This is a genomic window from Agarivorans sp. QJM3NY_29, from assembly GCF_050870835.2.
Lineage (GTDB): Bacteria > Pseudomonadota > Gammaproteobacteria > Enterobacterales > Celerinatantimonadaceae > Agarivorans.
This window is the reverse complement of record NZ_CP194036.2, coordinates 291,544-317,082: the sequence shown is the minus strand read 5'-3', so window position 1 is coordinate 317,082 and position 25,539 is coordinate 291,544. Positions and strand designations below refer to the sequence as shown.

The following is a 25,539-nucleotide window of genomic DNA, read 5'->3' as shown; positions in this document are numbered from 1 at the left end:
ACATGATCATATTTACAGTGGTTTCCCGTGGAACTTAGCAGCCTGCCTGTAACGGCCCTGAAAGGTGTTGGCGATAGACTCGCCGAAAAGTTATTACGACTGGAGATTCGTAGCGTCGGTGATTTGCTCACCCATTTACCCCTGCGCTACGAAGATCGCACCCATATTTGGCCTATTCACGACTTGTTGCACGGCAGCCATGTTTCAGTTCATGGCGAGATCACTAAAACCGAATTAATCTATGCACGTCGCCGTATGCTCACCTGTCGCATCAATGATGGCAGTGGCAGTATCACCTTACGTTTTTTTAACTTCAATAACGCCCAGCAAGCAGCCATGCAACAGGGTTTATGGATGCGCTGCTTTGGTGAAGTGAAACGCGGCAAGCACGGTTGGGAGATGATTCATCCCGAATACAGCATTGTGAGCGATGTTAGCGCCCCCTTAGTTGAAGAAAAACTCACTCCTGTCTACCCAACCACCGAAGGACTCAAGCAACTCAATCTACGTAAACTTAGCGAGCAGGCCTTCGCCTTACTAGAACAATATCCGCTAGTCGACTGGCTCCCCAGCCACCTGCGCCCGCACGGTTTAGACATTAACCAAGCCTTAAAGCTATTACACCGCCCGGAACCAGATTGCCAACTCAGTCTATTGGAAGAAGGCCGTCATCCGGCCCAGCAACGCTTAATTATAGAGGAATTGGCCGCTCACCAGCTCAGCATGCTTAAGCTACGCCAACAACAGCAACGCCAGGCAGCTATTGCCCTACCCTTGGTGAGCCAACTCGAACAACAATTTCTAAGCGCGCTGCCTTTCAAACCCACTCGGGCCCAGCAGAAGGTCACCGCCGAAATAAAGCAAGATACCCAACAAGCCCATGCGATGATGCGCCTAGTGCAAGGCGATGTGGGTAGTGGTAAAACACTGGTCGCAGCGATGGCAGCCATACAGGCCTTGGGCAATGGCTACCAAGTGGCTCTCATGGCTCCCACCGAAATATTGGCAGAGCAACATGCGCTTAACTTTCAAGGCTGGTTCGAGCCCTTAGGTATTAAGCTGGCCTGGCTCGCTGGAAAACAAAAGGGCAAGGCACGCCAACAAGCACTCGCCGAGATCGCCTCAGGCGAAGCGCAAATGGTGGTGGGCACCCATGCGATTTTCCAAGAACAAGTCCAGTTCCACAAACTGGCTTTGGTGATTATTGATGAGCAACACCGCTTTGGGGTGCATCAACGGATGGCACTACGGGAAAAAGGTGCAGCTATCGAAGGCAGCAATACCCTACCTCACCAGTTAATTATGACCGCCACTCCAATTCCGCGAACTTTAGCGATGACTGCCTATGCCGATTTAGAGCTTTCGATCATCGATGAATTACCGCCGGGGCGGACTCCCATAACCACTGTAGCACTGCCCGATACTCGGCGGGAACAGGTGATTGAGCGAGTCTACCAAGCCTGCCACAAAGATGGTCGTCAAGCCTATTGGGTCTGTACCTTAATTGAAGAATCGGAAGTATTACAGTGTCAAGCTGCCGAAGACACCGCCGAAACCCTACAAAAACAATTACCGGATCTGCGTATTGGGCTGGTACATGGACGAATGAAAGCCCAAGAAAAGCAATGGGTGATGGCGCAATTTAAAAACCACCAACTCGATCTACTCGTCGCAACCACGGTCATTGAAGTCGGTGTCGATGTGCCAAACTCCAGTCTGATGATTATTGAAAACCCAGAACGACTGGGTTTAGCACAATTACATCAACTTCGTGGCCGGGTGGGACGAGGTGAGGTAGAAAGTCACTGCGTATTGATGTACCACAGTCCGCTCTCAAAGACTTCAAGCGCGCGCTTAAGTGTTTTACGCGACAGTACCGATGGCTTCGTGATCGCTCAGCGAGACATGGAATTACGAGGCCCCGGTGAACTACTCGGCACCAAACAAACTGGCCTTGCCGAGTTCAAAATCGCCGACTTAGTCAGAGACCAAGCACTAATTCACGAGGCGCAAAGCCTCGCCAAACAACTACTGCAACAACACAGTGCTAGTGTTACGCCACTCATTAGCCGCTGGTTAGCCGAACGCGAGCAATTTGCCCAAGCCTAACAACAGCCAAACTTACAATCACTGTTCGGACATACCGCACCATGTCCTGAGAATATGCGCTATGCTGGCTGCTCCGCATCTAGATTAGAAAATGAACGACAACTGTCTACTGCCCGCTGCCAGCCTTGATACAACTGCTGACGCTGTTGCGCTTGCATATTCGGCGTAAAGCAACGCTCTGTCGAGTTAATCTCAGCCAAACTCTCAGTGCCATCCCAATAGCCCACCGCTAAACCAGCAAGATAAGCCGCACCTAAAGCGGTTGATTCGATCAATGAGGGGCGTAATACCTCCGTAGCCAACAAATCCGCTTGAAACTGCAATAAGAAATCATTGGCCACGGCACCACCGTCCACTCGCAGTTGTTGTAAACGGATCCCGGCATCGGCCTGCATCGCATCTAATAAATCACGACTTTGATAGGCGATCGACTCCAGTGCTGCTCGAATTATATGGTTACGATTGGCCCCACGAGTTAAACCGACAATACTGCCACGAGCATGTGGATCCCAATAAGGAGCGCCTAAACCCACAAAGGCAGGCACCAAATAAACGCCATTTGTATCAGCGACCTTAGCAGCAAAATATTCGGTATCGGCGGCTTCGCGGATCAAGCCCAACTCATCACGTAACCACTGAATAGTAGCTCCCCCCATAAAGACACTGCCTTCCAAGGCATAACTCAATTGACCATTCAGGGACATCGCAATGGTGGTGAGCAAACCATGACTCGACTTCACCGGTTTATCACCCGTGTTCATCAACAAGAAGCAACCAGTCCCGTAAGTATTTTTGGCCATTCCTTGGTGCAAACACTGCTGACCAAATAAAGCAGCCTGTTGATCGCCAGCGATCCCGGCGATTGGGATCCGAGTTCCTCCCTTCCCCCCAATATTGGTTTTTCCATAGATCTCGGAACAAGACTTTAGCTCCGGTAACATTTGTCTGGGAATATCAAACAGCGCCAGTAAAGTCTCATCCCACTGTAAGCTATGAATATTAAACAACATGGTACGGGACGCATTGGTCAGATCGGTGGCATGCACTCGCCCACCAGTTAATTTCCAGAGTAACCAAGTATCTACGGTCCCAAACAATAAATCTCCCGCTTCCGCTTTAGCTCTCGCACCAACAACGTTATCGAGGATCCATTTCAACTTTGAAGCAGAGAAGTAAGCGTCTAATACCAAACCGGTATTCTCTTGCACATAGTCTTGCCAGCCTTGCTCTCGTAATTGTTCGCACAATTCGGTGGTTCGGCGACATTGCCAAACAATCGCGTTATACACTGGCTGACCGCTGTGTTTGTCCCAGACAATGGTCGTTTCACGCTGATTGGTAATACCAATCGCGGCGATATGCTCGCTGGTGATGCCAGTTTTGGCCATCACCTCAGTAAGAGCCGCACTTTGGCTAGCCCATATCTCCATTGGATTGTGCTCTACCCAGCCTGGTTTCGGGAAATACTGAGTAAATTCGCGTTGTACACTACCGACAATTTCAGATTGATGATTAAAAATGATCGCCCGAGAACTGGTTGTGCCTTGATCGAGAGCCACGATATAACGTGCCGGTTCCATAAAGACTCCACTATATTGAGGAATTATTTGTATATTATGCTCGAAATCGAACATTAAGCTGATATTTGGCAAGTTTCCGTGACTACGGTTCAATTTACTCGCTACATTTATTGCTAAGTTTTAAGTCAAATAACGCTGCAGTTCCGTCAAAGCCACAAATAAAAGCTAAACTGCATGTTCCTAAGAAAATGAGAGCACGTGTCGTGAAACAAACCCAACGCCACCAGCAAATATTGCAAATATTAAAAACTCAAGGTTTTGTAGCGACCGAGCAATTCGTTGAATCGCTGGCCGTCAGCCCACAAACCATTCGCCGTGATCTGAATAACTTAGCCGAGCAACAACTCATCCATCGCCATCATGGTGGGGCCTCTTTACTCAGTAGCAGCGTCGTGAACGACTCTTACGCCAAGCGAAAAATTAAACAAGCGACAGAAAAACAAAGTATTGCACGTAAACTCGCCGAACAGATCCCCAACGGCGCATCGCTATTTTTAGACATCGGCACCACCTCGGAAACCCTTGCGAAGGCTCTGCTTAAACACCGCGACTTACGCATCATCACCAACAACATTCATGTGGCAAACATATTAATGTCTAAAGATGACTTTCAAGTCATTCTGGCGGGCGGCACCCTGCGCAATAAAGATGGAGGGATTGTTGGCGAAGCCACCACTGACTTCATCCATCAGTTTCGTCTCGACTATGGATTGATCACCGTCAGTGGCATTGATTTAGACGGTTCTTTACTCGATTTTGATTATCATGAGGCACGGGTCACTCAGGCCATCATCGCTTGCTCACGCAAGGTGATCCTTGCTGCAGACCACAGCAAGTTTGGTCGTAATGCGATGATCAACATCGGCAATATCGCCCAAGTAGACCAGTTCTACAGTGACAGAGCCGTGCCACAAGCCATCGCAGATATCTTAAAGCGAGCACAAATACCGTTGGTGCTATGTCCAGACCCGATTAATTTACTTGCTGAAACTTAACCCTATTGATGCCCTGCCTACTTTTTCGGCATGGCTTAAATACGGCGCATAAAAGCGCAGCCTATCAGCCATGAAATTCAACTGGAGCAGTCCGCCATCCCCAGAACCTCAATCGCGCAAAGCGAGCGTCTCATCTCACCACTCCTGCTCCGATAGCGCCCAAGCTGTAGCATCTATAAAATTGTTCTTAATTTAATCAATAAATGTCGTTTGTTGATTGTTTTTTAAACTGAATGTGTTCTATTATGTTCGTTAACGAACATAAACGAAAATATATTCAAGAGGCCAGCCATGCCAACTACTGAGCTTGAAAGTCACTATGAGATGATCGTGATTGGCGGAGGCATCAATGGTGTCGGTATCGCCGCAGATGCGGCAGGCCGTGGCCTCAAAGTCGCTTTATTCGAACAAAATGATCTCGCCAGCGCCACCTCTTCAGCCAGCTCGAAGTTAATTCATGGCGGGCTACGCTATTTAGAATATTACGAGTTTCGCTTAGTAAGCGAAGCATTAAAAGAGCGAGAAGTATTATTAAACATGGCGCCTCACTTAGTTGAGCCGATGCGCTTTCGCCTACCACATCGACCTCATCTTCGCCCTTGGCTATTGATTCGCATGGGTTTATTTCTCTACGATCACCTTGCTAAACGCAGTACTTTAGCAGCGTGTAAGGGCTTGTACTTTGGCCAAGACAGCGTGCTAAAAAGCGACATCAGCAAGGGCTTCGAGTATTCCGATTGCTGGGTCGACGATGCCCGCCTAGTGGTTAGTAATGCCCTGTTAGCCAAGCAACAGGGCGCCTATATCGCACCTCGCCACCAAGTCATTTCGGCAAAACGCGAAGCACAGCACTGGCTGGTTGAAGTACTCAACCAGAATACCCATCAACGCCAACAACTTCGCTGTGATAGTCTGGTCAACGCTGCAGGACCTTGGGTACAACAATTCATCGAGCAGGCAATGCACCTCATGCCGCCACGTCGTATTCGTTTGGTCAAGGGCAGCCATATTGTGGTGCCCAAACTTCATGCCCAAAGCCAGTCCTACATCTTACAAAATAGCGATAAACGGATCGTATTTGTAATCCCCTACCAGCAAGACTACTCGCTGATAGGCACCACCGATCTTGAATATCACGGCGATCCCGCCAAAGTGGCAATTTCCACATCAGAAATAAGTTACTTGTGCGATGTGGTAAATCAGCACTTTCAGCAGCAAATTTCCAGCAACGATGTTATCCATAGTTTCTCTGGGGTGCGCCCACTGTGTCAGGATGAATCCGACGACCCCTCTGCGGTCACCCGCGATTACACCTTAGAACTCAGCGAAGCCGAACAAGGTGCGCCACTATTGTCTGTATTTGGCGGTAAGCTCACCACCTATCGTAAACTCGCCGAGGCAGCCTTAGCCTTATTGGCCCCTCGCGTATCAGCGATGGGAGCCCCCTGGACCAGTAAAGCGACCTTACCTGGCGGCAAATTAGAACAACCGCTCGCAGAATTTATCGCACAACAACAAGCGCTCGCGGCAGAGCTCGACCCAGCCTTAATCGAACGTTGGTGTCACCAATTTGGTCGCCAAATTCAAACATTACTTGCGGCGGTAAAACATCATGGTCTAGGCCTACACTTTGGCGGCCAGCTCTACCAAGTTGAAGTAGACTACCTGCAAGCTGAAGAATGGGCCTTCACCGCCGAAGATATTTTATGGCGACGCACCAAACAGGGTTTACAGCTTAATGCTGACCAACAACAGGCTTTAGCGGACTATTTACAAGAGTCTCGAAACGTCCCCTATCACGACCTTAAAAATGTAGTCACACTGTAGTGTTAAAACCCAATAATGCTATAAACAGACGGCCGCACAGGATCGACCTTCTAATCAAGCTGCAAACTTTCTTTTAATTACTTGCTCAGGCTATTGTTTTTAACAAAACAATAGCCTGAGCAAGTCTTTGGCGCTTTCTTTAAGCAGGCTAGGCGGTTAGACTTTCTGCGTTTTAACAGTAATTGTTAAATAAAAATATTAAAACGCTTAGAGAGAAACCGATGGAACAAAAATTTCTACCTCTTTGTCGCCCCGCGATCGAGCAACCAGAAATCGATGCCGTAATTGAGGTATTAAAATCGGGATGGATAACCACTGGCCCCAAAAATGCTGAGCTCGAAAACGTAATCAAAGCCCATACTGGTGCCCAACACGCGGTGGCTTTAAGCAGTGCGACGGCGGGTCTTCATCTGAGCTTAGTCGCTTTAGGGATCGGCCCCGGTGATGAAGTAATAACCCCATCCATGACTTGGGTATCGACGGTGAACCTGATTACCCTCGTCGGAGCCAAACCAGTCTTTGTGGATGTAGATGCCGATACCTTGATGACCACCGCAGAGCGGATCGAGTCCCTTATCACCGATAAGACCAAGTTGATCATCCCTGTGCATTATGCTGGCGCCCCCTTAGATTTAGATGCCATTTATGCCTTGGCAGAGCGTTACCAAATCCCATTAATTGAAGATGCTGCTCATGCCATCGGTTGTGAATATAAAGGCCGCCCCATCGGTCAAACAGGACATTGCATCTTTTCCTTACACGCTATTAAAAATGTCACAACAGCGGAGGGTGGGATATTCACCACCAACGATGCGCAGCTGGCAGAACGGATCCGCCGTCTTAAATTTCATGGCCTTGGTGTTGACGCCTTTGATCGCGAGAACCAAGGCCGCGCCCCCCAAGCCGAAGTGATCGAACCCGGCTTCAAATACAACATGCCGGATCTCTGCGCTGTACTTGCCCTCGGACAAATGCAACGTTTAACAAGGATCACTCAACAACGCCAAAAACTGGTCGCCCATTATCGTCAATTGTTAGCTAAGCTGCCCGGCATTCGCCCTCTGCAGGTCCCCGAATATGACCACCAACACTGCTGCCATCTGATGATTATCCGAGTCGAGCCTCATCTTTGTGGCTTTGACCGTGACCAATTAATTAGCCAATTAAAACAACTCAACATCGGCGCAGGCATTCACTTCAAAGCCTGCCATAGCCAGAAATACTATCGAGACCATTACCTGAGCCGCTTCGGTGAAATAAATCCTGATCTACAAAATACCGAGTTTAACAGTCAGCGGATCTGCTCCTTACCCCTATTCCCCGATATGCAACTGAGCGATGTCGAACGAGTGGTAAACGCCATCACCCACTTTATTGGAACTTCTAATGAAACATAAGCAAGAGATTCACTTCGTATCCATCGTGATCCCGGTTTATAACGAAGCAGCAAGTCTACCAGAACTAATGAAGCGCACCTGTGCCGCAGCCGATAGCATGGGCAAGGACTATGAATTACTACTGATCGATGACGGCAGCAAAGACAACAGCGCCGAACAAATTGAAGCGGCTGCAGCCGAAGAAGGCAGCCACGTGGTGGGCGTCATTCTCAACCGTAATTATGGACAACATAACGCAATTATGGCGGGCTTTGAGCATGTACGCGGTGATCTAATCGTCACACTAGATGCCGACTTACAAAACCCTCCCGAAGAAATTCCTAACTTGGTGGCCAAAGCCGAAGAGGGTTACGATGCGGTAGGGACCGTACGTAAAAATCGTCAAGATAGCCGACTCCGTCGTTACCCCTCGATGCTGATCAACAGAATAGTCAAACGCTCTACTGGCGTAGCCATGAACGACTACGGCTGCATGCTGCGAGCCTATCGCCGACATGTGGTTGATGCGATGTTACAGTGTCACGAACGCAGTACTTTCATTCCCATCTTAGCCAATGGTTTTGCTCGACGCACCGTTGAAATCGACGTAGAGCATAGTGAGCGCCAACAGGGAGAGTCGAAGTACAACGTAATGGGCTTAATCAACTTAATGTTTGATTTACTCACCAGCATGACCACCGCGCCGTTAAGAATGCTCAGCATTATGGGCGGGGTAATTGCCACCCTCGGCGGATTATTTGGCTTGGTATTGTTATTAATGCGACTTATGTATGGCGCGGAATGGGGCGTAGATGGAGTATTCCCCTTATTTGCACTGCTATTTATTTTTGTCGGGGCACAATTTGTAGGCCTTGGTTTACTGGGTGAATATATCGGCCGGATCTATTCTGATGTAAGAGCTCGACCACGTTACTATGTGCAAGATGTACTACTAGGTGAAGCGACTAAGCATCCGCGGACCCACAATGAAACTCATAAAAAACAGCAATAACTAAATTTAGCGATTACTTCTAAGGAATAACCCATGAAAGCAGTGGTATTTGCCTATCACAACATTGGTTGTATTGGCATTCAAAGTCTTCTCGATGCGGGTATCAATATTGCCGCAGTCTTTACCCACCTCGACGACAGTCAAGAAAATGTATTTTTTGACTCGGTCGCCAAATTAGCTGCACGACAGGGGATCCCGGTATTTGCACCTGAAGACGTCAACCACCCGCTATGGCTGGAAAAAATTAAGGCGTTACAGCCCGATGTGATGTTCTCGTTCTATTACCGTTCAATGCTTAGCCAATCGCTTCTCGAGATTGCGCCCAAAGGCGGCTTTAACTTACATGGTTCTTTACTTCCGGCTTATCGTGGCCGCGCGCCAGTAAATTGGGCCCTAGTGAATGGCGAAACCGAAACCGGAGTCACGCTCCATACCATGACCGCAAAAGCAGACGCTGGCGACATTGTGGCACAGCATAAACTTGCCATCGATGCTAATGACACAGCCGCCACTTTGCACCAACGACTCACCAAACTCAGTGGTGAGTTGCTCGCGCAAACCTTGCCCAGTATTATCGAGGGTAGTCATTGCTTAACCCCCCAGGATGAAAGCCTCGCCAGCTGTTATGGTCGCCGAAGCCCAGCCGACGGTGAAATTAAATGGTCCGATAACGCCCAAACCATTTTCAATCTTTGTCGCGCGGTCACCGAACCTTACCCTGGCGCGTTTACCTTCTTAGGTGAACGCAAGGTGATTTTTTGGAGCACCAGCATCAGCGAGCAAGATTATGATGCAAGCCCAGGAACCATTGTCGCGACCACGCCACTAACCATTGCTTGCACTCAAGGCTCCATCGTAGTCAATACTGGCCAAAGTGAACAGGGTTTATATCTCAATGGCCAGCAACTCGCCAGCGAGTTACACCTCGTCGCAGGCATGCGCTTTGGCCCACAAGCCAGTTCACTGATCGCCGCCAAAAAACGGCAAAAAGTACTCATTTTAGGAGCCAATGGTTTCATTGGTAATCACTTAACTAAACGCTTACTCGACGATGGCAAGTATGAAATTTACGCCATGGATATGAGCGCCAACCAGATAGAACAACATTTAACCCACCCCGATTTTCACTTTGTCGAAGGTGATATCACCATTCACAGTGAGTGGATTGAATACCACATTAAGAAATGTGACATCGTGTTACCTTTAGTCGCCATCGCAACGCCCATCGAATACACCCGTAATCCACTGCGCGTATTCGAATTAGACTTCGAAGAGAATCTCAAAATTGTTCGCGAGTGTGTCAAATACAACAAACGCATCATCTTTCCTTCCACTTCGGAAGTGTATGGTATGTGTACCGATGAAGAATTTAACGAAGATAGTTCGCCATTAATTACCGGTCCAATTAACCGTCAGCGATGGATTTACTCAACCTCTAAGCAATTACTCGACCGAGTGATCTGGGCCTATGGTAAAAAAGACAACCTGAAGTTTACCCTGTTCCGTCCCTTTAATTGGATGGGGCCTCGCCTAGACAGCTTAAACTCGGCGCGGGTGGGTTCCAGCCGGGCGATTACTCAGCTGATCTTAAACTTAGTAGAAGGTACGCCAATTAAATTGATTGATGGCGGTGAGCAAAAACGTTGCTTCACAGATATCTCCGAAGCCATTGAAGCCTTATTCCGGATTATCGAAAATAAGGATGGTCTGTGTGACGGGCAAATCATTAATATTGGCTCACCAGACAACGAGGCAAGTATTAAGCAAATGGCGGAAACTCTGGTTGAAAAATTTGCCGTGCATCCACTACGCGATCGCTTCCCTCCTTTTGCGGGTTACCATTTAGTCGAAAGTAAAACCTTCTATGGGGATGGTTACCAAGATGTTCAGCACCGTCGACCTAGCATTCGCAACGCCAAGCGTTTACTCGATTGGGAGCCGACCATCAAGATGGGAGATACCATCGAAGAAACCCTCGATTTCTTCCTAAAAACGGCTGTTGACGAATAACCATGAGTGTCCAAGATACGATTAAAGTTGGCCTACGGATCGATGTTGATACCTTTCGAGGCACGCGTTTAGGCGTACCCAAGCTATTAGACATCTTCCAAGAGCACCAAATTAAGTCTTCATTCTTCTTCACTGTTGGTCCAGACAATATGGGCCGCCATATTTGGCGGCTGCTGCGTCCAGCCTTCTTAAAGAAGATGTTACGCTCTAAGGCCGCCAGCCTTTATGGCTGGGATATCATTCTGCGTGGCACATTTTGGCCAGGGCCAGTGATCGGTCACAAGCTCGCGTCAGTCATCAAGCAAGCAGATTTGGCTGGCCATGAAATTGGCTTGCACGCTTGGGATCATCACAAGTGGCAAATGAAAACCGACAGTATGTCACCCACCGAGTTAGCCAAAGAGCTCAGCAAAGGCTACCAGATGCTCTCCGATATTATCGGCAAAGAGATCAGCTGCAGCGCCGTTGCTGGCTGGCGCTGCACCGAAACGACCCTCGATGAAAAGGAAGCCTTCCCATTTCGTTACAATAGTGATTGTAGAGGCAAGTCGATCTTTGTTCCCAAGTCGGGCATGGCCCCCCAAATTCCAGTGACACTACCCACCTATGATGAACTGATCGGTCAAGAAGGCGTAGACGAGCATAACTATAACCAAGCCATTCTCGACAAAATTAAACCGGATGCACTCAATGTTTATACCATCCACGCTGAAGTGGAAGGCATTGTTTGTGCGGAAATGTTTGAGCAATTGCTGATCCAAGCGAAGCAGCACAACATTGAGTTTGTGCCACTGAGCGACCTACTCGATCAGCATTACGAGACTTGGCCGCAGGACAGTATCTTAAACATTGAAATAGAGGGTCGTGAGGGCTGGCTGAGTCACCAAGCCTCGCTTGTGAGACCAATCAGTAGCTAAGCTAGGAACAAACATGCGTCACACACAACTTAAATTATCTAGCTGGGTTCCCATTTTCTTTATCCTACTGTATTTACTGCCTTTAGGGCTGCGCGATCTCTGGTCTCCCGACGAATTACGTTATGCCGAAATCTCACGAGAAATGGTCGCCTCCGGCGACTGGATCGTACCGCACTTTAATGGTCTACGTTATTTCGAGAAGCCCGTGATGGGCTATTGGATGAACGCTTTGGCGCAGCTGGTATTTGGCGAAAACAATTTTGCAGTGCGAGCCTCATCAGCCTTTAGCGCGCTTGGCGCAGCTTTCTGCCTATGGTTATTACTCTGGCGGTTTGCTTCACGCTCAATTGCCTGGCTCGCTAGTGGGATCTATCTCAGTATGTTCATGGTCTCTGGGATAGGGACTTATAGTGTGCTCGACAGCATGTTAAACCTTTGGCTCACCGCCAGTTTTACCGCTTTCTATTTTGCCATCCGCAGTGACACGACCCGGCAACGCGCTAAATATTATGGTTTGGCCGGTTTATATTGTGGTTTTGCGGTACTCACCAAGGGCTTTCTGGCCTTAGCGCTACCGGTGCTGGTGGTCGTGCCTTATATGCTGTGGAGTCAGCAATTTAAACAAATTATTAAATGGGGCTGGTGGGTGATGTTACTGGCACTGCTGGCTTGCCTCCCTTGGGCCTTGGCCATTCATGCTGCCGAGGTCGATTATTGGCATTACTTTTTTTGGATTGAGCATATTCAGCGTTTTGCTGCGGAAAATGCCCAGCACTCGGCGCCAATTTGGTACTACTTGCCCTTTGTTGCCGCCGGAGTATTACCTTGGCTATTTTGGTCCCCCAGCGCACTGCGTCACTTAAAAGGGCAAATGCATCTTCCCCTGTTACGCTATGCCCTTCTCTGGGCAATATTACCCTTGCTGTTTTTCTCCCTAGCAAAGGGTAAATTGGCCACCTACATTCTGCCTATTATGGCACCCTTGGCGATTTTGTTTGCCTTTGGCATTCAGCAAGCCTTTGCGCGTTCCTGTCGTGGGCTCAATTGGGGATCCTGGCTAAATGCGCTGTTGTTCGCACTCTTGGCAATAGCAACTTTAATTCTTAATTTCAGTGGCAAGTTACCCTTAGACGCCGATGAAAGCTATCGACCTTGGCTGCTATTTAGCATCTTCGCCTTTTGGTCAGCAATGGCGGTCGTCGCAGTTAAAGCCAACAGTTTAAATGGTAAGGTAGCCAGTTACATGCTGATGCCCTTGGCGCTATTTATGCTGGCTTGGGCGACTTTCCCCAACCTCAGTATTTATTCAAAAATGCCGGCCAAATTTGTTCAACAAATTGAACACTTGGTCGATGCTAACACCGTTTTGGTTGCCGATTACCCCGATACCATGTCAGCCCTTAATTGGTATTTCAAACGCAGTGATGTGTATTTAACCAGCGCCAAAGGTGAACTCGAATATGGTCTAAGCTACCCCGATGCACAGCAACGGTTTGTCCCCAGTGCTGCGCTAGCGACATTCATTGAACAACACCGTAAAGTAGCACCAGTATTGATTTACTTTCGTGATAAACCCCATTTCGGCGATACCCTTCCTGCCACCGACCAACGCATTCAACGCGGCCGCTACACTGTACTTTACTATCAAGCCTTGCAGAGTCAGCCGTGAGCATTTTTTTATTACTGACGTCAATCGCCTGTAGTTCCTTGAGCCAATACTGGCAGAAACGAGCCGCGCTACTATTCGTTGCGCAGCCCAATATGGGGATCCGCAGCAAACTATTGGCAAAACCGCTATTGTTGGGGATCGTGTTTCTGGCGCTCGGGGCCATCTCCTGGCTAGGCGTGCTCAGCCAATGGGATGTTTCAGTGGCCTATCCGCTGCTCAGCAGCAACTTTGTGATTATGTTGTTGGTCTCCAAGTTCGCCTTTAAGGAACAAGTGCATACTCGCCAGTGGTGGGGCGTGCTCTTGATTGTGATCGGCGTAGCTATTTTAGGAGGCGCCAGTCAATGGCTATAAAAGCGCCCCCATATAACCTCAGCCTGGCCTTACTCAGTGTGCTATTTATTTCATTAGCACAACTGGCCATGAAATGGGGCATGAGCCAACTCAACCTGCATTTTTCATCACTGAGCGAGCTTTGGCTTCAGCAGCAATGGGGCTTATTATTCAGCGCGAGCTACCACTACTTACTCGCGGTGATATTTGGACTTGGCTGTTATGGGCTGTCGATGTGTTGCTGGGTGATGGCCTTAAGACATCTCCCCCTGTCATTAGCCTACCCTTTGCTGAGTTTAAGTTATGTCTTGGTCTATATAGCGGCTGTTAGCCTGCCTTGGATAGACGAGACATTTAGCGGGCTAAAAGCGCTTGGCATCGTCTTTATCTTATGCGGAATAGCCTTGGTTGTGCCAAGCTCTAAACGCAAAGATAAAGGTGATTAACGATTAAAGACTCAGTTTTAGTTAAGCTAGGGCTAAGCGGCTATGAATAATAAGCAGACTCAAGTATTGTAGCTACATAGCCAACTTATTAATATTACGTTAATTAGTCGCAAGGAAACGCTGCCTACATGAAACGCCTGCTTGACTTATTTGCCATTTTTTTATTGCTAATACTGGCAACTTCAGTCTTTTTCTTGTTTTCTTTTCACCCCGATCGCTACAAAAGCGATTTCCTGGGTTGGTTCAATCAACAAAGTGACTGGCAGTTAACTTACCAAAGTAGTAACTGGTCTTTGACTGATCCGCTGAGTATTGAAATCTACGGTCTAGAACTCGCCAAATCAGAGCAAGCCGCTCTCATGGCGAAAAGCGTTCAGCTAGAGCTTGCAGCCCTACCACTTCTAAAGGGCCAGTTAAGCTTAAAATTAGTGACTCTAGAAAATGCTCAACTGGCAATGAGGCCCGAGCTGCTGCAAGCAAGCAAGCCCGCGGATGGTCACTCAACCCAACAAGACTTTTCGCTGCTTTGGATAAATCAATTACAGATCAAACAATTACAACTCAAAGACAGCGACGTACTATGGCAACAAGGCCAACAAAGTTATCACCTAAAACAGCTTGAATTAAGCATCGAAGACTTTGCCGTAGACTTAGCTCATCCTTCCCCCAGCGATTGGCAATTTAGCTTACAAGCCAGTGCCGAAAAGCTGGACAACCCCTATCAAGAGGTGCAACTGCCACAGCTCAACCTTCAATATAGCAACCAAAAGCTAAGCATCACACATCTTGGAGCCGACCTCTGGCAAGGTTCATTTTATGGTTCAGGAGAGCTGAGCAACAAACACTTACAAGTTCAACAACTGGTATTGAACAATGCTCGAATCGAGCACTTTACTCAGCCTAAAGATAAATCACCATTAGCCAACCAAGCATCCACTCAGGGCCAACAATTCCCTTCTTTCAGTTGGCTTGAGCAAATTGATATCGATAGTATCTTGCTCAATAAAATCAGTATGGCCACGCAAGTTTCGGGGCATAATCTGGTGCTCAACCACTTTACCGGTGAGTTGGAAAATATTCACAGCCGCTGGCCTCTCAAGCAAGAGCAAGTCACCGCTAACTATGCCTTTATCGCTGATGAGGTCACCTTCGACCAATTTCAATTAAGTGAACTCACCGCCAGCGGAGCGGTCGCTCAAGGGCGCTTTACCCTCGATGCTTTCCGCAGCGATGTCTTTAAAGGAAAACTGAGCTTAGCGCTAGACTACCATTGGCAACAAGCGGCGCTAAACATCCAACAGCTCACCTTGAGCAATAGTGAAATCCCAATTCAACCTAGTTGGCTAAGCCTGATGCAAACGAAGGACAATGCTACTGAACAAGTCTCCCAAGCACTGACGACAAGCCCTCGATTACAACAACTTAATATTGAGCAGGTCAATTTACAACAGGTAAAACTGCTGTCTTATTTGGATCAGTTTCCATTCTCAGCTGAAGGCTTAAATGTTGAGTTACGTCATTTAGCGCTGCTCAAAGATGGCCAATGGCAGAATATCGAGCAACTCTGGCAACCCAGTGCTCAATTATTCATTGAAGCGCCAGAACTGGCCTTTCGAGGGATCGCACTGAGCCATGTCAGCATGGATGTCGGAGCAGAACAACAACTAGGCTATTTCAATTTATACGGGGAACTACCGCTGGGCCAATTTGAATTACAGGGACAAGCTTTATTAGATCAACAGCACAAACCTTGGAAAGCTGAAATTTCAGGATTGTTACTCAACTTAAGCTCATTGGCGAGGTTAGCCGATAATCGCGATTTCAAATTATTAGGCGATCTGACCTTTAGCGGCAAACTACACGGCAAGCTGCAAGACTTTAATCATAATATCGACGGTAGTATCGATTTACATAGTCAGTTATTGCAACTCCCCGGTGTCGATCTGGAAGTCACCCTTGACCAAATCATCGAAAGCCCTCGGCAATACTTCGAAGATCCCAATCCCTTGATTGCCAACGGACTCGCTGTTTTTTGGCAAGCACCGAACAGCTTACCAAAGGGCTTGACTCAATTTACTAATCTGGCGCTTAGCGCCACCATTGGTCAAGGGAAGTTAAGTTTTGCCCCCCAACGCTTACCCGGTTTGCGCTACCAACTTACCCTCCAAGGTGATATCGATTTAGCCGCTCAACGCTTCGACAATTTGCAGTTTGTGGTCGCCGACCAGCCTTGTTGGCGCTTAGTGCATACCATTGATGGTCGCTGGAGCGCACCGACAATGAGCTTCGACCACTATCGTTCGCAACGCCGTTATCTTGTAGAACAACATCAATTTGTCCAAACGCCACAAGTACAGCCGTGTCGCTATCCTCTCAACCAAGTACAGCCCTAGCTAAGCTTGCGGTGCCCCTTCGATGAGCCTCGAGCATCACCGTTCGCAACGCCGTTATCTTGTAGAACAACATCAATTTGTCCAAACGCCACAAGTACAGCCGTGTCGCTATCCTCTCAACCAAGTACAGCCCTAACCAAGCTTGCGGTGCCCCTTCGATGAGCCTCGAGCATCACCGTTCGCAACGCCGTTATCTTGTAGAACAACATCAATTTGTCCAAACGCCACAAGTACAGCCGTGTCGCTATCCTCTCAACCAAGTACAGCCCTAGCTAAGTAAATCTAAAGAAGGATGTGGAATAGAGCCGGTATTTAGGGACAGCGCCTGTTCAATCAAACAGTCACGCAATGGGTTTTGGCTACTATCTTTACGCCACACAAAATTGAAACTACGACGCATATCTAAATCGGGAGTCGTTAAGCGCACAAGCTGGCCTGCCTGCACTGCCTGCTCAACGCTACGCCAGGGCAAACAACTTAAGTAAGCCCCATTCGCCACCAGTGCAATCAAGCTGGGGACGTGGTTGTATTCCCGCCATACCTTCAGTCGAGTAATTTTGCCATGAATCGCACCGTTAAAGATCTCTCGAGTCCCCGAACCGCCTTCTCTTAATACCCAACGGGCCCGACTTAAGCTGGCTAAGTTCACCTGCGACTTGGTTGCTAGTGGGTGTTGCTGACCCGCCACCACCACCAGATGATCTTCACACCAAACTTGTTGCACAATCCGGCTATCCACACAGTGGCCTTCTATCATGCCCAACTGCAGTCGATAATCGAGTAAGCCCCCCACCACCGATTCGGTATTACTAATCTGTGGGCTAATCACTAAATCCGGATAGTCTTGGTCGAGACGAGAAATGATCTGAGCGAGAAAATACTCAGCAATGGTTTGACTGGCCCCCACAGCCAACTCTCCACTAATAATTTGCTGGCCAGCAAATCCTTGCATCACATGCTGACTTTCCATCAATATCCGCTTCGCTCGGGGACGTAACCAATGGCCCCAATGATTCAAGCGTAAGCGCTTCCCTTGACGTTCAAATAAACGTTGCCCCAAACCTGATTCTAATTGGCTTAATGCCATGCTGGCCGCTGACTGGCTCATCGCAAGCTGCTGTGCCGCCACACTCACACTCTGAGTTTCAGCGATGGTGACAAACACCGATAACTGTTTGAGGCTAAAGCGATAAAGATGTTGCATATAAGCTTTCCAGATGAATCGATGAAGATCTATTTACGTAGCTAATATAACAATAATTCCGCGAAGCAAAAATAAATCAGCGAACAATCATCAAATCGCAGCCGTCGACGCTTCATGATTTGCCTCGGTCCGAGGCAAAATGATGTAAAATCCTTTGAATTCAGCGGCCAATTTTTTCTCACAGTAAACTTCAACAGTGACCGTCATCTTACATTTTTTAGCGTCTAACAAAGGCAGTAAACTACCCTTCATTTGACTCTTATTCACGGTTGCGAGAGCATCGTCACTAATCGCTTTACGGTGTTTAATTTCCCCCTTTGCCAAAACAATATCACCAGCAAAACCATGCTCTTCCAACATTAACCAAATCATTCCCCAACCCGACAACACCGCTTGGCTATAGATGCTGCCAGCAAACATGGTCGAATGCGGATTACTATTACCCGCCAGCGCGAGCCTGGTGGTAAGCTGCTTTCCGGTATACTGGTGTAAACGCAAGCCCATTTTTTCACTCATTGGGATCTGCTGATTAAACATTTGCTGTAAGGCTGTGCACAACTTTGGTTGACGAACAAAACGATGCTCAGCAGAAAGCTCTTTCACCATTTGCTGAACTTTAACTTTTACCTTATCAAAATTTGGGCTCCCTGCGGGCTCAAAACCACAACTACGGAAGAAAGCTTGCGACTCACCCCGAGCATTCACCACGATACGCTGCACCCCCTCTTCGTGAGCCGCCGCTTCCAAGGCTAACATCAATAGCGTTCCCAAACCGGTTTTCCGCTGTTCAGGAGCTACCGCCACATGACGAATGAGAGCTTCTTTATTGTCGCTCAGAAACAAACGCCCGACAGCCAGCGCTTCACCATTACGGTCATGGATCATCCGGTGAATACTATGCGCATCATAAGCATCACGTTCACTCCCTAAAGGGAGTTGTAAAGGTTTATTTAATACTTCCCAGCGAAATTGGTAGTATTTGTCCATTTCACCGAGAGCTTCTGGGCAAACGACCTTATACATAAACTCATTCCTTATCGCTTATCAACCAACAAGTAAGCTAAACACAGGCGGCGACTCGCGCCAACCACTATTGATGATTAACTATTTTGTCAAATGAAGCCAAGTTTTACATCTTACAGTTAAATACAACAGTAAACCAACAATCAACATACTGGTTAACATATCCATCAGGCTGTGGTAGGCCAAGTGATACATTAACCAAAGATAAGCCCCGTAGGCCAGCCAACTCAGTCCCCGCCAACGGGGATACAGCTGCGCCAGCGCTATTTGAAGACTAAAGGCCAAGGCGGTATGGGTACTGTAATCAAGACCCAGACTTGGCCACCACGAATAATAATTGTCAGCCAACATCAGCCCATAAGTCATCCCCAGGCTCAAACCTAAGCGCCACCAAACGTCCCCCGAAGAATGCCTATTCAGGCGATGGCTAGCGTAAAATGCGGTAAGCAACAGTAATGCCTGGAGGGGGCTATAAAGACCAGCAAGCACCGCAAATAAATCATCCAAACTCTCAGTTCCTCAAATCCAAGCACAGCTCAGCCTACAGCATTCCTTAGCAAATCCATATAGAATGACCAGACTTTGCATCGCTAGTTACCATCAATGGACCTGCTGAAATGAAAAAATTATTGCTCTGCGCGCTGTTACTACTCGGCTTACTTGGACTTGCTCAAGGCCTCGGCCATTATCAATATCAGCAGCAAGTCAGCCAATGGCTCACTCAACTCGCACAGCAACAGCAATGGCAACTGAGTCGGCAAATCGACAACAGCAACTGGTGGCAGCAGAACGAAACCTGGCAACTTCAAGGCGATTTGCAACAATTGGGTTTAGCTCCCCGAGCCGTGAACCTAGTGATTCAACAACGAGTGACCTTTTGGCCGCTGTGGTTAACTGGAGAATGGCAATTTGACCCGCAGCAAGCTGACTATCAAGCGCTACTGCAACATTACCAACTCGCACCTTTCGCGCATCAAGGGCGTTGGCAGGCAAATATTATCCGACAACGACTGACCCAGCAATTTAAGCTAGAGGGCTTTCAACAAACCTTGCAACAAGTCGAACTAAACGTAGCCCCTTTACAGCTTAATCTCACCAGCGACTTAGCCATGCAGCAAGGAGAGTTGAATCTCGATTGGCAAGGAATGCATTTAACTGACCACCAACAGCAAGGCGATTTCATCTCGATTGGGCAAATACAGCTCAGTGAACGTTTTACCCAACATCAGCAATGGACACTAGTCGAGCAAGCTAACTGGTCGGTCGCCAGCCTCAGCTTTCAACTCGCCGAAGCTCATATGAGCTTCGATTTACAGCAACTGAAGGTCAACAACCAATTTAGCGAACAGCAACAAAAGGCTTATTTGGGGATTAATGGCGAACTCGGTAAGCTCCATTTTTCAGAAGGTGAACAACATCTCACGATGGAGAAACTGCGCTTACGCTCTCAATTAGGGGGGATGCCAATGGATAGTTTAATTCAATTGAGCCAACTCAAACAGCAGCAGACCCAAGCAAGCGCGCTGGATCCACTGGTACAACAAATCGTCGCAGCGGGACTCGACTGGCAGCTTGATCAGCTCGCCGTGAACATCGATTCAAATTACTCACAAACCGTACTAAAGGGCGATCTACAACTTTCTGGACTGGCCAAGCTATTGCCCTTTGAGCTCACCGAGATATCTAAGCCCTTACAGCTCTTACGTTATTTAGACTTAAAACTAAACATCGATGTGAGTGACCAGCTATTTAGCTACAGCCCCTTGGCTGCCTATATTTTGGCACTACGTCAGGCGGGTTACTTAGAGCATCAAGCAGGCCGAGACCAGAGTCAGCTAGTGTTCAACGACAGTGAATTTAGCATGAATAAAATCGCAGTGAATTAAGTAGATTAGGCTGTCAACAAGTGGCTGCCTAATTACACCTGCAACCAGAAGGTCATTGGCCCATCATTGACCAAGGAAACCTGCATATCGGCGGCAAAAGTGCCCGTTTCCGTAGCCAGCCCTCGGTCCCGGCAAGCCTCCACGAAAAATTGGTAAAGAAATTTAGCTTGATCCGGGGTGGCCGCCTTAGAAAATCCCGGTCGTAAACCTTTATCGGTTTCTGCGACCAAGGTAAATTGCGATACCACCAACAAACTGCCGCCGGCCTGTTGTAGATTTAGGTTGGTTTTCCCCTGAGCGTCACGAAAGACTCGATATTTAATCACCTTCTCGCAAAGTTTAATTGCTTTGGCCTGATCATCAGCTTGCTCTACACCGAGCAATACTAATAAGCCAGCACCAATACTTGCGGTCATTTCCCCCTCAATGCTAACACTGGCTTGGCGCACTCTTTGAATCAATGCAATCATGACGATTCCTCAATAACAGAATTTGGCGATGAATTTTTCAACTGAGTAAATTCACCTAAAGCGGCAGTAATTTCAGCACCAAACAACACCACAATCCAACTTAAATAAACCCAAACAAACAAGATAGGAATACTGGCTAGTGCGCCATAAATAACTTGATAGGAAGGAAAAGACGAAACGTAAAAGGCAAAGCCACGTTTACACACTTCAAACAACAAGGCTGCAACCACCGCACCAGTAAAACCGTGCACAAAGCGGATTTGCTTATTCGGTACCAATAAATAAAGCAAACAAAAGGCTCCAATAGAAAACAGCAACGGTACCACCCGTAGCAATTGGTTCCAGATCCCCAATAGAGTCTCATCGGCAAATAACTGTATCGAGAAAATATAAGAACTCAGCGCCAAACTGCCCCCCATCAATAAGGGACCCAGCGTCAAAATCATCCAATAAATGGGAAAGGCGCTGCGCCAGCGACGCTTAACCGTCACTCGCCAAATCATATTTAAACTTTTATCGATGGAGGAAATTAACATCAGTGCGATCACAGCTAAGGCAACAATCCCAACGGTGGTCATTTTCGACGCGTTATCCACAAAGCCACGCAAATTCTCTCGCACCACATCGCCAGAGGCGGGAACGAAATTATTAAACACAAAATCTTCGATCAATTGTTGAAAACCAGCAAACACCGGAAAGGCGCTGATGATGGAAAAAGTCACTGCAACCAGAGGCACTAAAGAGAGTAAGGTCACATAGGCGAGAGAACTGGCGATCATGGTCAGTTTGCCATCTTTGATCCGTTCGAGCAGAAATCCGCTAAAGTCCTGCGCCTCAACCCACAGCCCTTGCCAGCGACTTGCCGTTAACCATTGCGCCATGATCCCTTGCCCCAAAAATAATTATTCTTGCAAAGAATGACTCAGTTAAGGGCGCAACTCAAGTTTAACAAGGGCTTATGTATCTTTATCGAGCACTATAGATACTTATTTGGGTGATGTTTTTTTGAACTAAATCACATTTAATGCTAGAATCCTGCCCCATTTCGTTTCGTTGTTCACCGGATCCTAACTACATGTTTGAATTTCCAAGATTTAGAGGAGCCACGGTTAAAAATGACCTGCTCTCAGGTTTAACCGTCGCACTTGCACTCGTCCCCGAAGCGGTCGCTTTCGCTTTTGTTGCAGGCGTCGAGCCCCTCGTCGGCTTGTACGCGGCCTTTATGGTTGGTTTGATTACTGCAATCATCGGAGGCCGCCCCGGAATGATTTCCGGTGCTACAGGTGCATTAGCAGTGGTGATGGTTGCACTGGTCGCCGACCACGGCGTGCAATACTTGTTTGCCACGGTAGTATTAATGGGAATACTGCAAATTCTGGCGGGTATATGTCATTTAGGTAAATTTATCCGGATGGTGCCCCATCCGGTGATGCTCGGCTTCGTCAATGGCTTAGCCATTGTGATTTTCTTAGCTCAACTGAGCCAATTTAAAGTTAGCAATGCCCTCGGTGACTTAGAATGGATGCAAGGAACCCAATTGTGGACCATGTTAGCTTTAGTGGCAGCCACCATGGCAATAATTCATTTTCTACCCAAACTTAGCAATGCAGTGCCAGCCTCGCTGGTTGCAATTGTAGGCGTAACTGTAGCGGTTCACCTGCTCGGTTTAGACGCCCGTACGGTGGTAGATTTTGTGCGTAGCATGACCGGACACGCTGATGCGACCATTGCTGGTGGCCTACCCAACTTTGCCATTCCAAGTGTTCCGCTGAATCTTGAAACTTTAACCATCATCTTGCCCTATGCCGTGGTACTCGCAGCGATCGGCCTGATTGAGTCACTATTAACTCTGACCGTGGTTGATGAGATGACCAGCACCCGAGGACACGGTAATAAAGAATGTATTGGCCAAGGGGTTGCTAACGTGACCACAGGCTTCTTTGGCGGGATGGGTGGTTGTGCGATGATAGGCCAAAGCATGATTAACATTCGTTCCGGCGGCCGCGGTCGTCTCTCTGGGATTACAGCCGCACTCGCACTACTTTGTTTCATTTTATTTGGGTCTTCTCTAATTGAAATGATCCCTTTAGCTGCCTTAGTTGGGGTGATGTTCATGGTGGTATTAGGCACCTTCGAATGGGCCAGTCTACGAATGATGAATAAAGTTCCTAAGGCCGATTTTTTCGTGATTGTCTTGGTCTCGGTGGTCACCGTATTCACCGACTTAGCCATCGCCGTAGTGATTGGCGTGATCGTATCGGCGCTGGTCTTCGCATGGCAACATGCCAAACACATCTATATCACCACCGAGAGTGTTGATGAAGAGCACAAAGTTTATCTGTTAGATGGTCCATTATTTTTTGGCTCGACAGCCAACTTTCTCGAGCTATTTAATCCCGAGAATGACCCAAAAGATGTCGTGATCGATTTCGCTAAATCACGAGTGAGTGACCACTCAGCTATCGAAGCTATCGATACCTTGGCCGAACGTTATGAAAAAGCAGGTAAAATGCTGCATCTTAAACACCTTAGCCCTGAATGCCGTAAGCTATTAAGTAAAGCCGGAAGCATGGTTGAAGTGAATCTGATTGAAGATCCAAGCTATAAAGTAGCGAGTGACACCTTAGGTTAACGCTCAGCATTATCGCTCACCGAAGCCGCGCCTCTCTAGTCGCGGCTTTTTTATTGAATTCATGCTAATTTTAAACTCTATCATTTGAACTGGGGTGAGAAGCTGTTGTTAGATACCGTCTTATCTGATTTAGCGCTACTAATTTATTCCCTGCTGATCATTGCGGTGATCTTTCAAGTGGTGATCAAACGCCGCCCTGTCGGTGTGACTCTGAGCTGGCTGCTACTTATTATCGCAATTCCGCTACTCGGTATTATTTGCTACCAATTATTTGGTGAGCGCTATCTAGGACGCTTACGCGTGAAACGCGCACGCTTAATAGAAGTAAAGTATAAACAAAGCATCCATCAATTTAGTCGCTCTCCTTATGTGCAGGAGCATGCCTGCTCTGCCCAAGCAGAGCCACTCAATCGACTCACCCGACGACTGCTAGGCCTACCGATCCTAGGCGGCAATCAACTCACCAATTTAGATGACTCGCTGGAGACTTTACGACGACTCACCGAAGATGCCTCTCAAGCACAACAAAGTATTTATTTTGAATTTTACATTGTGCAGGAGGGCGGTTTAGTGGACCCCTTACTGGATGCATTAGCCGCTGCAGCAAGCCGAGGACTCAGCGTTTACCTGCTCGCCGACTCGGTCGGCTCTCGGCAGTTTCTTCGTTCCGTGAAACGACAGCAACTGGCACAAGCGGGGGTCAATGTTGTGGAAGCGCTGCACGCCAATCCGATACGGATGTTACTGCAACGTGTCGACTTACGTTTGCACCGAAAAATTGCCGCTTTCGATCAGAAAATCGCTTATACCGGTTCAATGAATTTGGTGGATCCTCGATTATTTCAGCAAACCAGTGGCTTTGGGCTATGGGTCGACTTGATGCTACGGGTCGAAGGCCCTGCTGCCATCAACCTACAAGCGGTGGTGGCCTACGATCTTGAGATGGAAACCGATACGCCATTAATTGAGGCCATCAGTTTTGAAGCCTCATTTGCAGTTAAGGGGCAGCAGTCAATGCAAATTATGCCTTCGGGACCGGGCATCTTTGGAGACCATATCATCCAACTGCTGCTAACTTCTTTGTATGTCGCACAACAGCAAATTATATTGACCAGCCCCTATTTTGTTCCCGACGAAAGTCTACAAATGGCCTTGGTTAGCGCAGCTAATCGCGGTGTAGAAGTGGTGCTAATTTTACCTGCACGAAATAATTCTTTCTTAGTTCGCTATGCCAGTCATTCATTTTACCAGCAATTATTAGATGCTGGCGTTAAAATTTACCGCTTCAAAGGAGGATTGTTACATACCAAAAGCTTGCTTATCGACCAACAAGTAGCTCTGGTGGGCAGCGTAAACTTAGACATGCGCAGCCTTTGGTTAAACTTTGAAGTCACCAGCATCATCGATGATCATCAATATGCTCAAAACTTATATCAGACTGTACGAACTTATCTAGATCAGAGCAGCCAAATTGACCCTATCGCCTGGCGTAAACGCCCTCTTTACCGACGCCTCATCGAGAACTTATTACACGTGGTGAGTCCCCTGCTTTGAGTAATACCAAGCTGATTAATTATATGCTCAACTTGTTGCGCTGAATAAATCCGCAGATAACCAGACATGAAGCGCAGTAATTAATGGCTCTAATCACAAAATAC

The 25,539-nt window shown here is 47.7% G+C and carries 20 protein-coding genes; 14 read left to right on the top strand and 6 right to left on the bottom strand.

The genetic code is table 11. From position 1 onward, the window contains the following. Positions 1-27: 27 nt before the first annotated feature. On the top strand, positions 28-2,109 hold the full coding sequence (gene recG, locus ACRRS0_RS01425) for an ATP-dependent DNA helicase RecG (protein ID WP_432454986.1): 2,082 nt from the start codon (positions 28-30) through the stop codon (positions 2,107-2,109). A 59-nt stretch (positions 2,110-2,168) separates the two neighbouring features. On the opposite strand, the gene glpK is transcribed toward recG, so the two are convergent. Next, positions 2,169-3,689: a glycerol kinase GlpK gene (gene glpK / locus ACRRS0_RS01420; RefSeq protein WP_432454987.1), complete on the bottom strand. Its 1,521-nt coding sequence runs from the start codon at positions 3,687-3,689 to the stop codon at positions 2,169-2,171. Between the two features lie 203 nt (positions 3,690-3,892). On the opposite strand from glpK, the gene ACRRS0_RS01415 reads away from it, so the two are divergent. The 10 genes from ACRRS0_RS01415 to ACRRS0_RS01370 all read left to right on the top strand — a co-directional run bounded on the left by ACRRS0_RS01415 (position 3,893) and on the right by ACRRS0_RS01370 (position 16,666). After that, positions 3,893-4,684 carry a DeoR/GlpR family transcriptional regulator gene (locus ACRRS0_RS01415; RefSeq protein ID WP_432454988.1) on the top strand — a complete coding sequence of 264 codons (792 nt, stop codon included), beginning with the start codon at positions 3,893-3,895 and terminating at the stop codon, positions 4,682-4,684. A gap of 291 nt (positions 4,685-4,975) precedes the next feature. Further along, positions 4,976-6,511, top strand: coding sequence for a glycerol-3-phosphate dehydrogenase (glpD, locus tag ACRRS0_RS01410; protein ID WP_432454989.1), 1,536 nt, complete (start codon positions 4,976-4,978; stop codon positions 6,509-6,511). 221 nt (positions 6,512-6,732) lie between these two features. After that, positions 6,733-7,908 (top strand): UDP-4-amino-4-deoxy-L-arabinose aminotransferase, encoded by a 1,176-nt coding sequence (arnB, locus tag ACRRS0_RS01405; protein WP_432454990.1) that lies wholly within the window; start codon positions 6,733-6,735, stop codon positions 7,906-7,908. Further along, positions 7,898-8,899: an undecaprenyl-phosphate 4-deoxy-4-formamido-L-arabinose transferase gene (gene arnC, locus ACRRS0_RS01400; RefSeq protein WP_432454991.1), complete on the top strand. Its 1,002-nt coding sequence runs from the start codon at positions 7,898-7,900 to the stop codon at positions 8,897-8,899. Before arnB ends, arnC begins: the two co-directional genes overlap by 11 nt. Positions 8,900-8,932: 33 nt before the next feature. Then, positions 8,933-10,909 (top strand): bifunctional UDP-4-amino-4-deoxy-L-arabinose formyltransferase/UDP-glucuronic acid oxidase ArnA, encoded by a 1,977-nt coding sequence (gene arnA, locus ACRRS0_RS01395; protein ID WP_432454992.1) that lies wholly within the window; start codon positions 8,933-8,935, stop codon positions 10,907-10,909. A 2-nt stretch (positions 10,910-10,911) separates the two neighbouring features. Then, positions 10,912-11,826: a 4-deoxy-4-formamido-L-arabinose-phosphoundecaprenol deformylase gene (gene arnD / locus ACRRS0_RS01390; protein WP_432454993.1), complete on the top strand. Its 915-nt coding sequence runs from the start codon at positions 10,912-10,914 to the stop codon at positions 11,824-11,826. A gap of 13 nt (positions 11,827-11,839) precedes the next feature. Beyond that, on the top strand, positions 11,840-13,495 hold the full coding sequence (gene arnT / locus ACRRS0_RS01385; RefSeq protein ID WP_432454994.1) for a lipid IV(A) 4-amino-4-deoxy-L-arabinosyltransferase: 1,656 nt from the start codon (positions 11,840-11,842) through the stop codon (positions 13,493-13,495). Further along, a complete protein-coding gene (locus ACRRS0_RS01380; RefSeq protein ID WP_432454995.1) occupies positions 13,492-13,848 on the top strand; it encodes an EamA family transporter in 357 nt (118 codons plus the stop codon). Before arnT ends, ACRRS0_RS01380 begins: the two co-directional genes overlap by 4 nt. After that, positions 13,839-14,273 carry a 4-amino-4-deoxy-L-arabinose-phosphoundecaprenol flippase subunit ArnF gene (gene arnF, locus ACRRS0_RS01375; protein WP_432454996.1) on the top strand — a complete coding sequence of 145 codons (435 nt, stop codon included), beginning with the start codon at positions 13,839-13,841 and terminating at the stop codon, positions 14,271-14,273. The genes ACRRS0_RS01380 and arnF overlap by 10 nt, the downstream gene beginning before the upstream one ends. Before the next feature lie 128 nt (positions 14,274-14,401). Beyond that, complete coding sequence (locus ACRRS0_RS01370) at positions 14,402-16,666, top strand: hypothetical protein (RefSeq protein ID WP_432454997.1); 2,265 nt, start codon at positions 14,402-14,404, stop codon at positions 16,664-16,666. 268 nt (positions 16,667-16,934) lie between these two features. Here the strand turns inward: ACRRS0_RS01370 and ACRRS0_RS01365 are convergent, their stop codons facing one another. The 3 genes from ACRRS0_RS01365 to ACRRS0_RS01355 all read right to left on the bottom strand — a co-directional run bounded on the left by ACRRS0_RS01365 (position 16,935) and on the right by ACRRS0_RS01355 (position 19,400). Then, positions 16,935-17,870, bottom strand: coding sequence for a LysR substrate-binding domain-containing protein (locus ACRRS0_RS01365; protein WP_432454998.1), 936 nt, complete (start codon positions 17,868-17,870; stop codon positions 16,935-16,937). Between the two features lie 90 nt (positions 17,871-17,960). Further along, positions 17,961-18,893 (bottom strand): YiiD C-terminal domain-containing protein, encoded by a 933-nt coding sequence (locus ACRRS0_RS01360; RefSeq protein WP_432454999.1) that lies wholly within the window; start codon positions 18,891-18,893, stop codon positions 17,961-17,963. Between the two features lie 81 nt (positions 18,894-18,974). Then, positions 18,975-19,400, bottom strand: a complete 426-nt coding sequence (locus ACRRS0_RS01355; RefSeq protein WP_432455000.1) for a hypothetical protein — start codon at positions 19,398-19,400, stop codon at positions 18,975-18,977. A gap of 110 nt (positions 19,401-19,510) precedes the next feature. Between ACRRS0_RS01355 and ACRRS0_RS01350 the strand changes: the two genes are divergently transcribed. Then, positions 19,511-20,779, top strand: coding sequence for a hypothetical protein (locus ACRRS0_RS01350; protein WP_432455001.1), 1,269 nt, complete (start codon positions 19,511-19,513; stop codon positions 20,777-20,779). Positions 20,780-20,811: 32 nt separating this feature from the next. Here ACRRS0_RS01350 and dtd read toward each other — a convergent pair whose 3' ends face one another. Together dtd and ACRRS0_RS01340 are read right to left on the bottom strand one after the other, a co-directional pair. Then, positions 20,812-21,249, bottom strand: a complete 438-nt coding sequence (dtd, locus tag ACRRS0_RS01345; RefSeq protein WP_432455002.1) for a D-aminoacyl-tRNA deacylase — start codon at positions 21,247-21,249, stop codon at positions 20,812-20,814. After that, on the bottom strand, positions 21,246-22,130 hold the full coding sequence (locus ACRRS0_RS01340; RefSeq protein WP_432455003.1) for a virulence factor BrkB family protein: 885 nt from the start codon (positions 22,128-22,130) through the stop codon (positions 21,246-21,248). Before ACRRS0_RS01340 ends, dtd begins: the two co-directional genes overlap by 4 nt. Before the next feature lie 194 nt (positions 22,131-22,324). Here ACRRS0_RS01340 and ACRRS0_RS01335 point away from each other — a divergent pair, with 194 nt between their 5' ends. Beyond that, complete coding sequence (locus tag ACRRS0_RS01335) at positions 22,325-23,881, top strand: SulP family inorganic anion transporter (protein WP_432455004.1); 1,557 nt, start codon at positions 22,325-22,327, stop codon at positions 23,879-23,881. A 105-nt stretch (positions 23,882-23,986) separates the two neighbouring features. After that, a complete protein-coding gene (cls, locus tag ACRRS0_RS01330; RefSeq protein ID WP_432455005.1) occupies positions 23,987-25,435 on the top strand; it encodes a cardiolipin synthase in 1,449 nt (482 codons plus the stop codon). The last annotated feature ends 104 nt before the right edge of the window (positions 25,436-25,539 follow it).

Excerpts from the sequence above, each read along its gene's own strand:
- glpK (WP_432454987.1), bottom strand. The coding sequence starts at position 3,689 with ATGGAACCGGCACGTTATATCGTGGCTCTCGATCAAGGCACAACCAGT.
- glpD (WP_432454989.1), top strand. The coding sequence starts at position 4,976 with ATGCCAACTACTGAGCTTGAAAGTCACTATGAGATGATCGTGATTGGC.
- arnB (WP_432454990.1), top strand. The coding sequence starts at position 6,733 with ATGGAACAAAAATTTCTACCTCTTTGTCGCCCCGCGATCGAGCAACCA.
- arnC (WP_432454991.1), top strand. The coding sequence starts at position 7,898 with ATGAAACATAAGCAAGAGATTCACTTCGTATCCATCGTGATCCCGGTT.
- arnA (WP_432454992.1), top strand. The coding sequence starts at position 8,933 with ATGAAAGCAGTGGTATTTGCCTATCACAACATTGGTTGTATTGGCATT.
- arnD (WP_432454993.1), top strand. The coding sequence starts at position 10,912 with ATGAGTGTCCAAGATACGATTAAAGTTGGCCTACGGATCGATGTTGAT.
- arnT (WP_432454994.1), top strand. The coding sequence starts at position 11,840 with ATGCGTCACACACAACTTAAATTATCTAGCTGGGTTCCCATTTTCTTT.
- arnF (WP_432454996.1), top strand. The coding sequence starts at position 13,839 with ATGGCTATAAAAGCGCCCCCATATAACCTCAGCCTGGCCTTACTCAGT.
- ACRRS0_RS01370 (WP_432454997.1), top strand. The coding sequence starts at position 14,402 with ATGAAACGCCTGCTTGACTTATTTGCCATTTTTTTATTGCTAATACTG.
- ACRRS0_RS01365 (WP_432454998.1), bottom strand. The coding sequence starts at position 17,870 with ATGCAACATCTTTATCGCTTTAGCCTCAAACAGTTATCGGTGTTTGTC.
- ACRRS0_RS01360 (WP_432454999.1), bottom strand. The coding sequence starts at position 18,893 with ATGTATAAGGTCGTTTGCCCAGAAGCTCTCGGTGAAATGGACAAATAC.
- ACRRS0_RS01350 (WP_432455001.1), top strand. The coding sequence starts at position 19,511 with ATGAAAAAATTATTGCTCTGCGCGCTGTTACTACTCGGCTTACTTGGA.
- dtd (WP_432455002.1), bottom strand. The coding sequence starts at position 21,249 with ATGATTGCATTGATTCAAAGAGTGCGCCAAGCCAGTGTTAGCATTGAG.
- ACRRS0_RS01340 (WP_432455003.1), bottom strand. The coding sequence starts at position 22,130 with ATGGCGCAATGGTTAACGGCAAGTCGCTGGCAAGGGCTGTGGGTTGAG.
- ACRRS0_RS01335 (WP_432455004.1), top strand. The coding sequence starts at position 22,325 with ATGTTTGAATTTCCAAGATTTAGAGGAGCCACGGTTAAAAATGACCTG.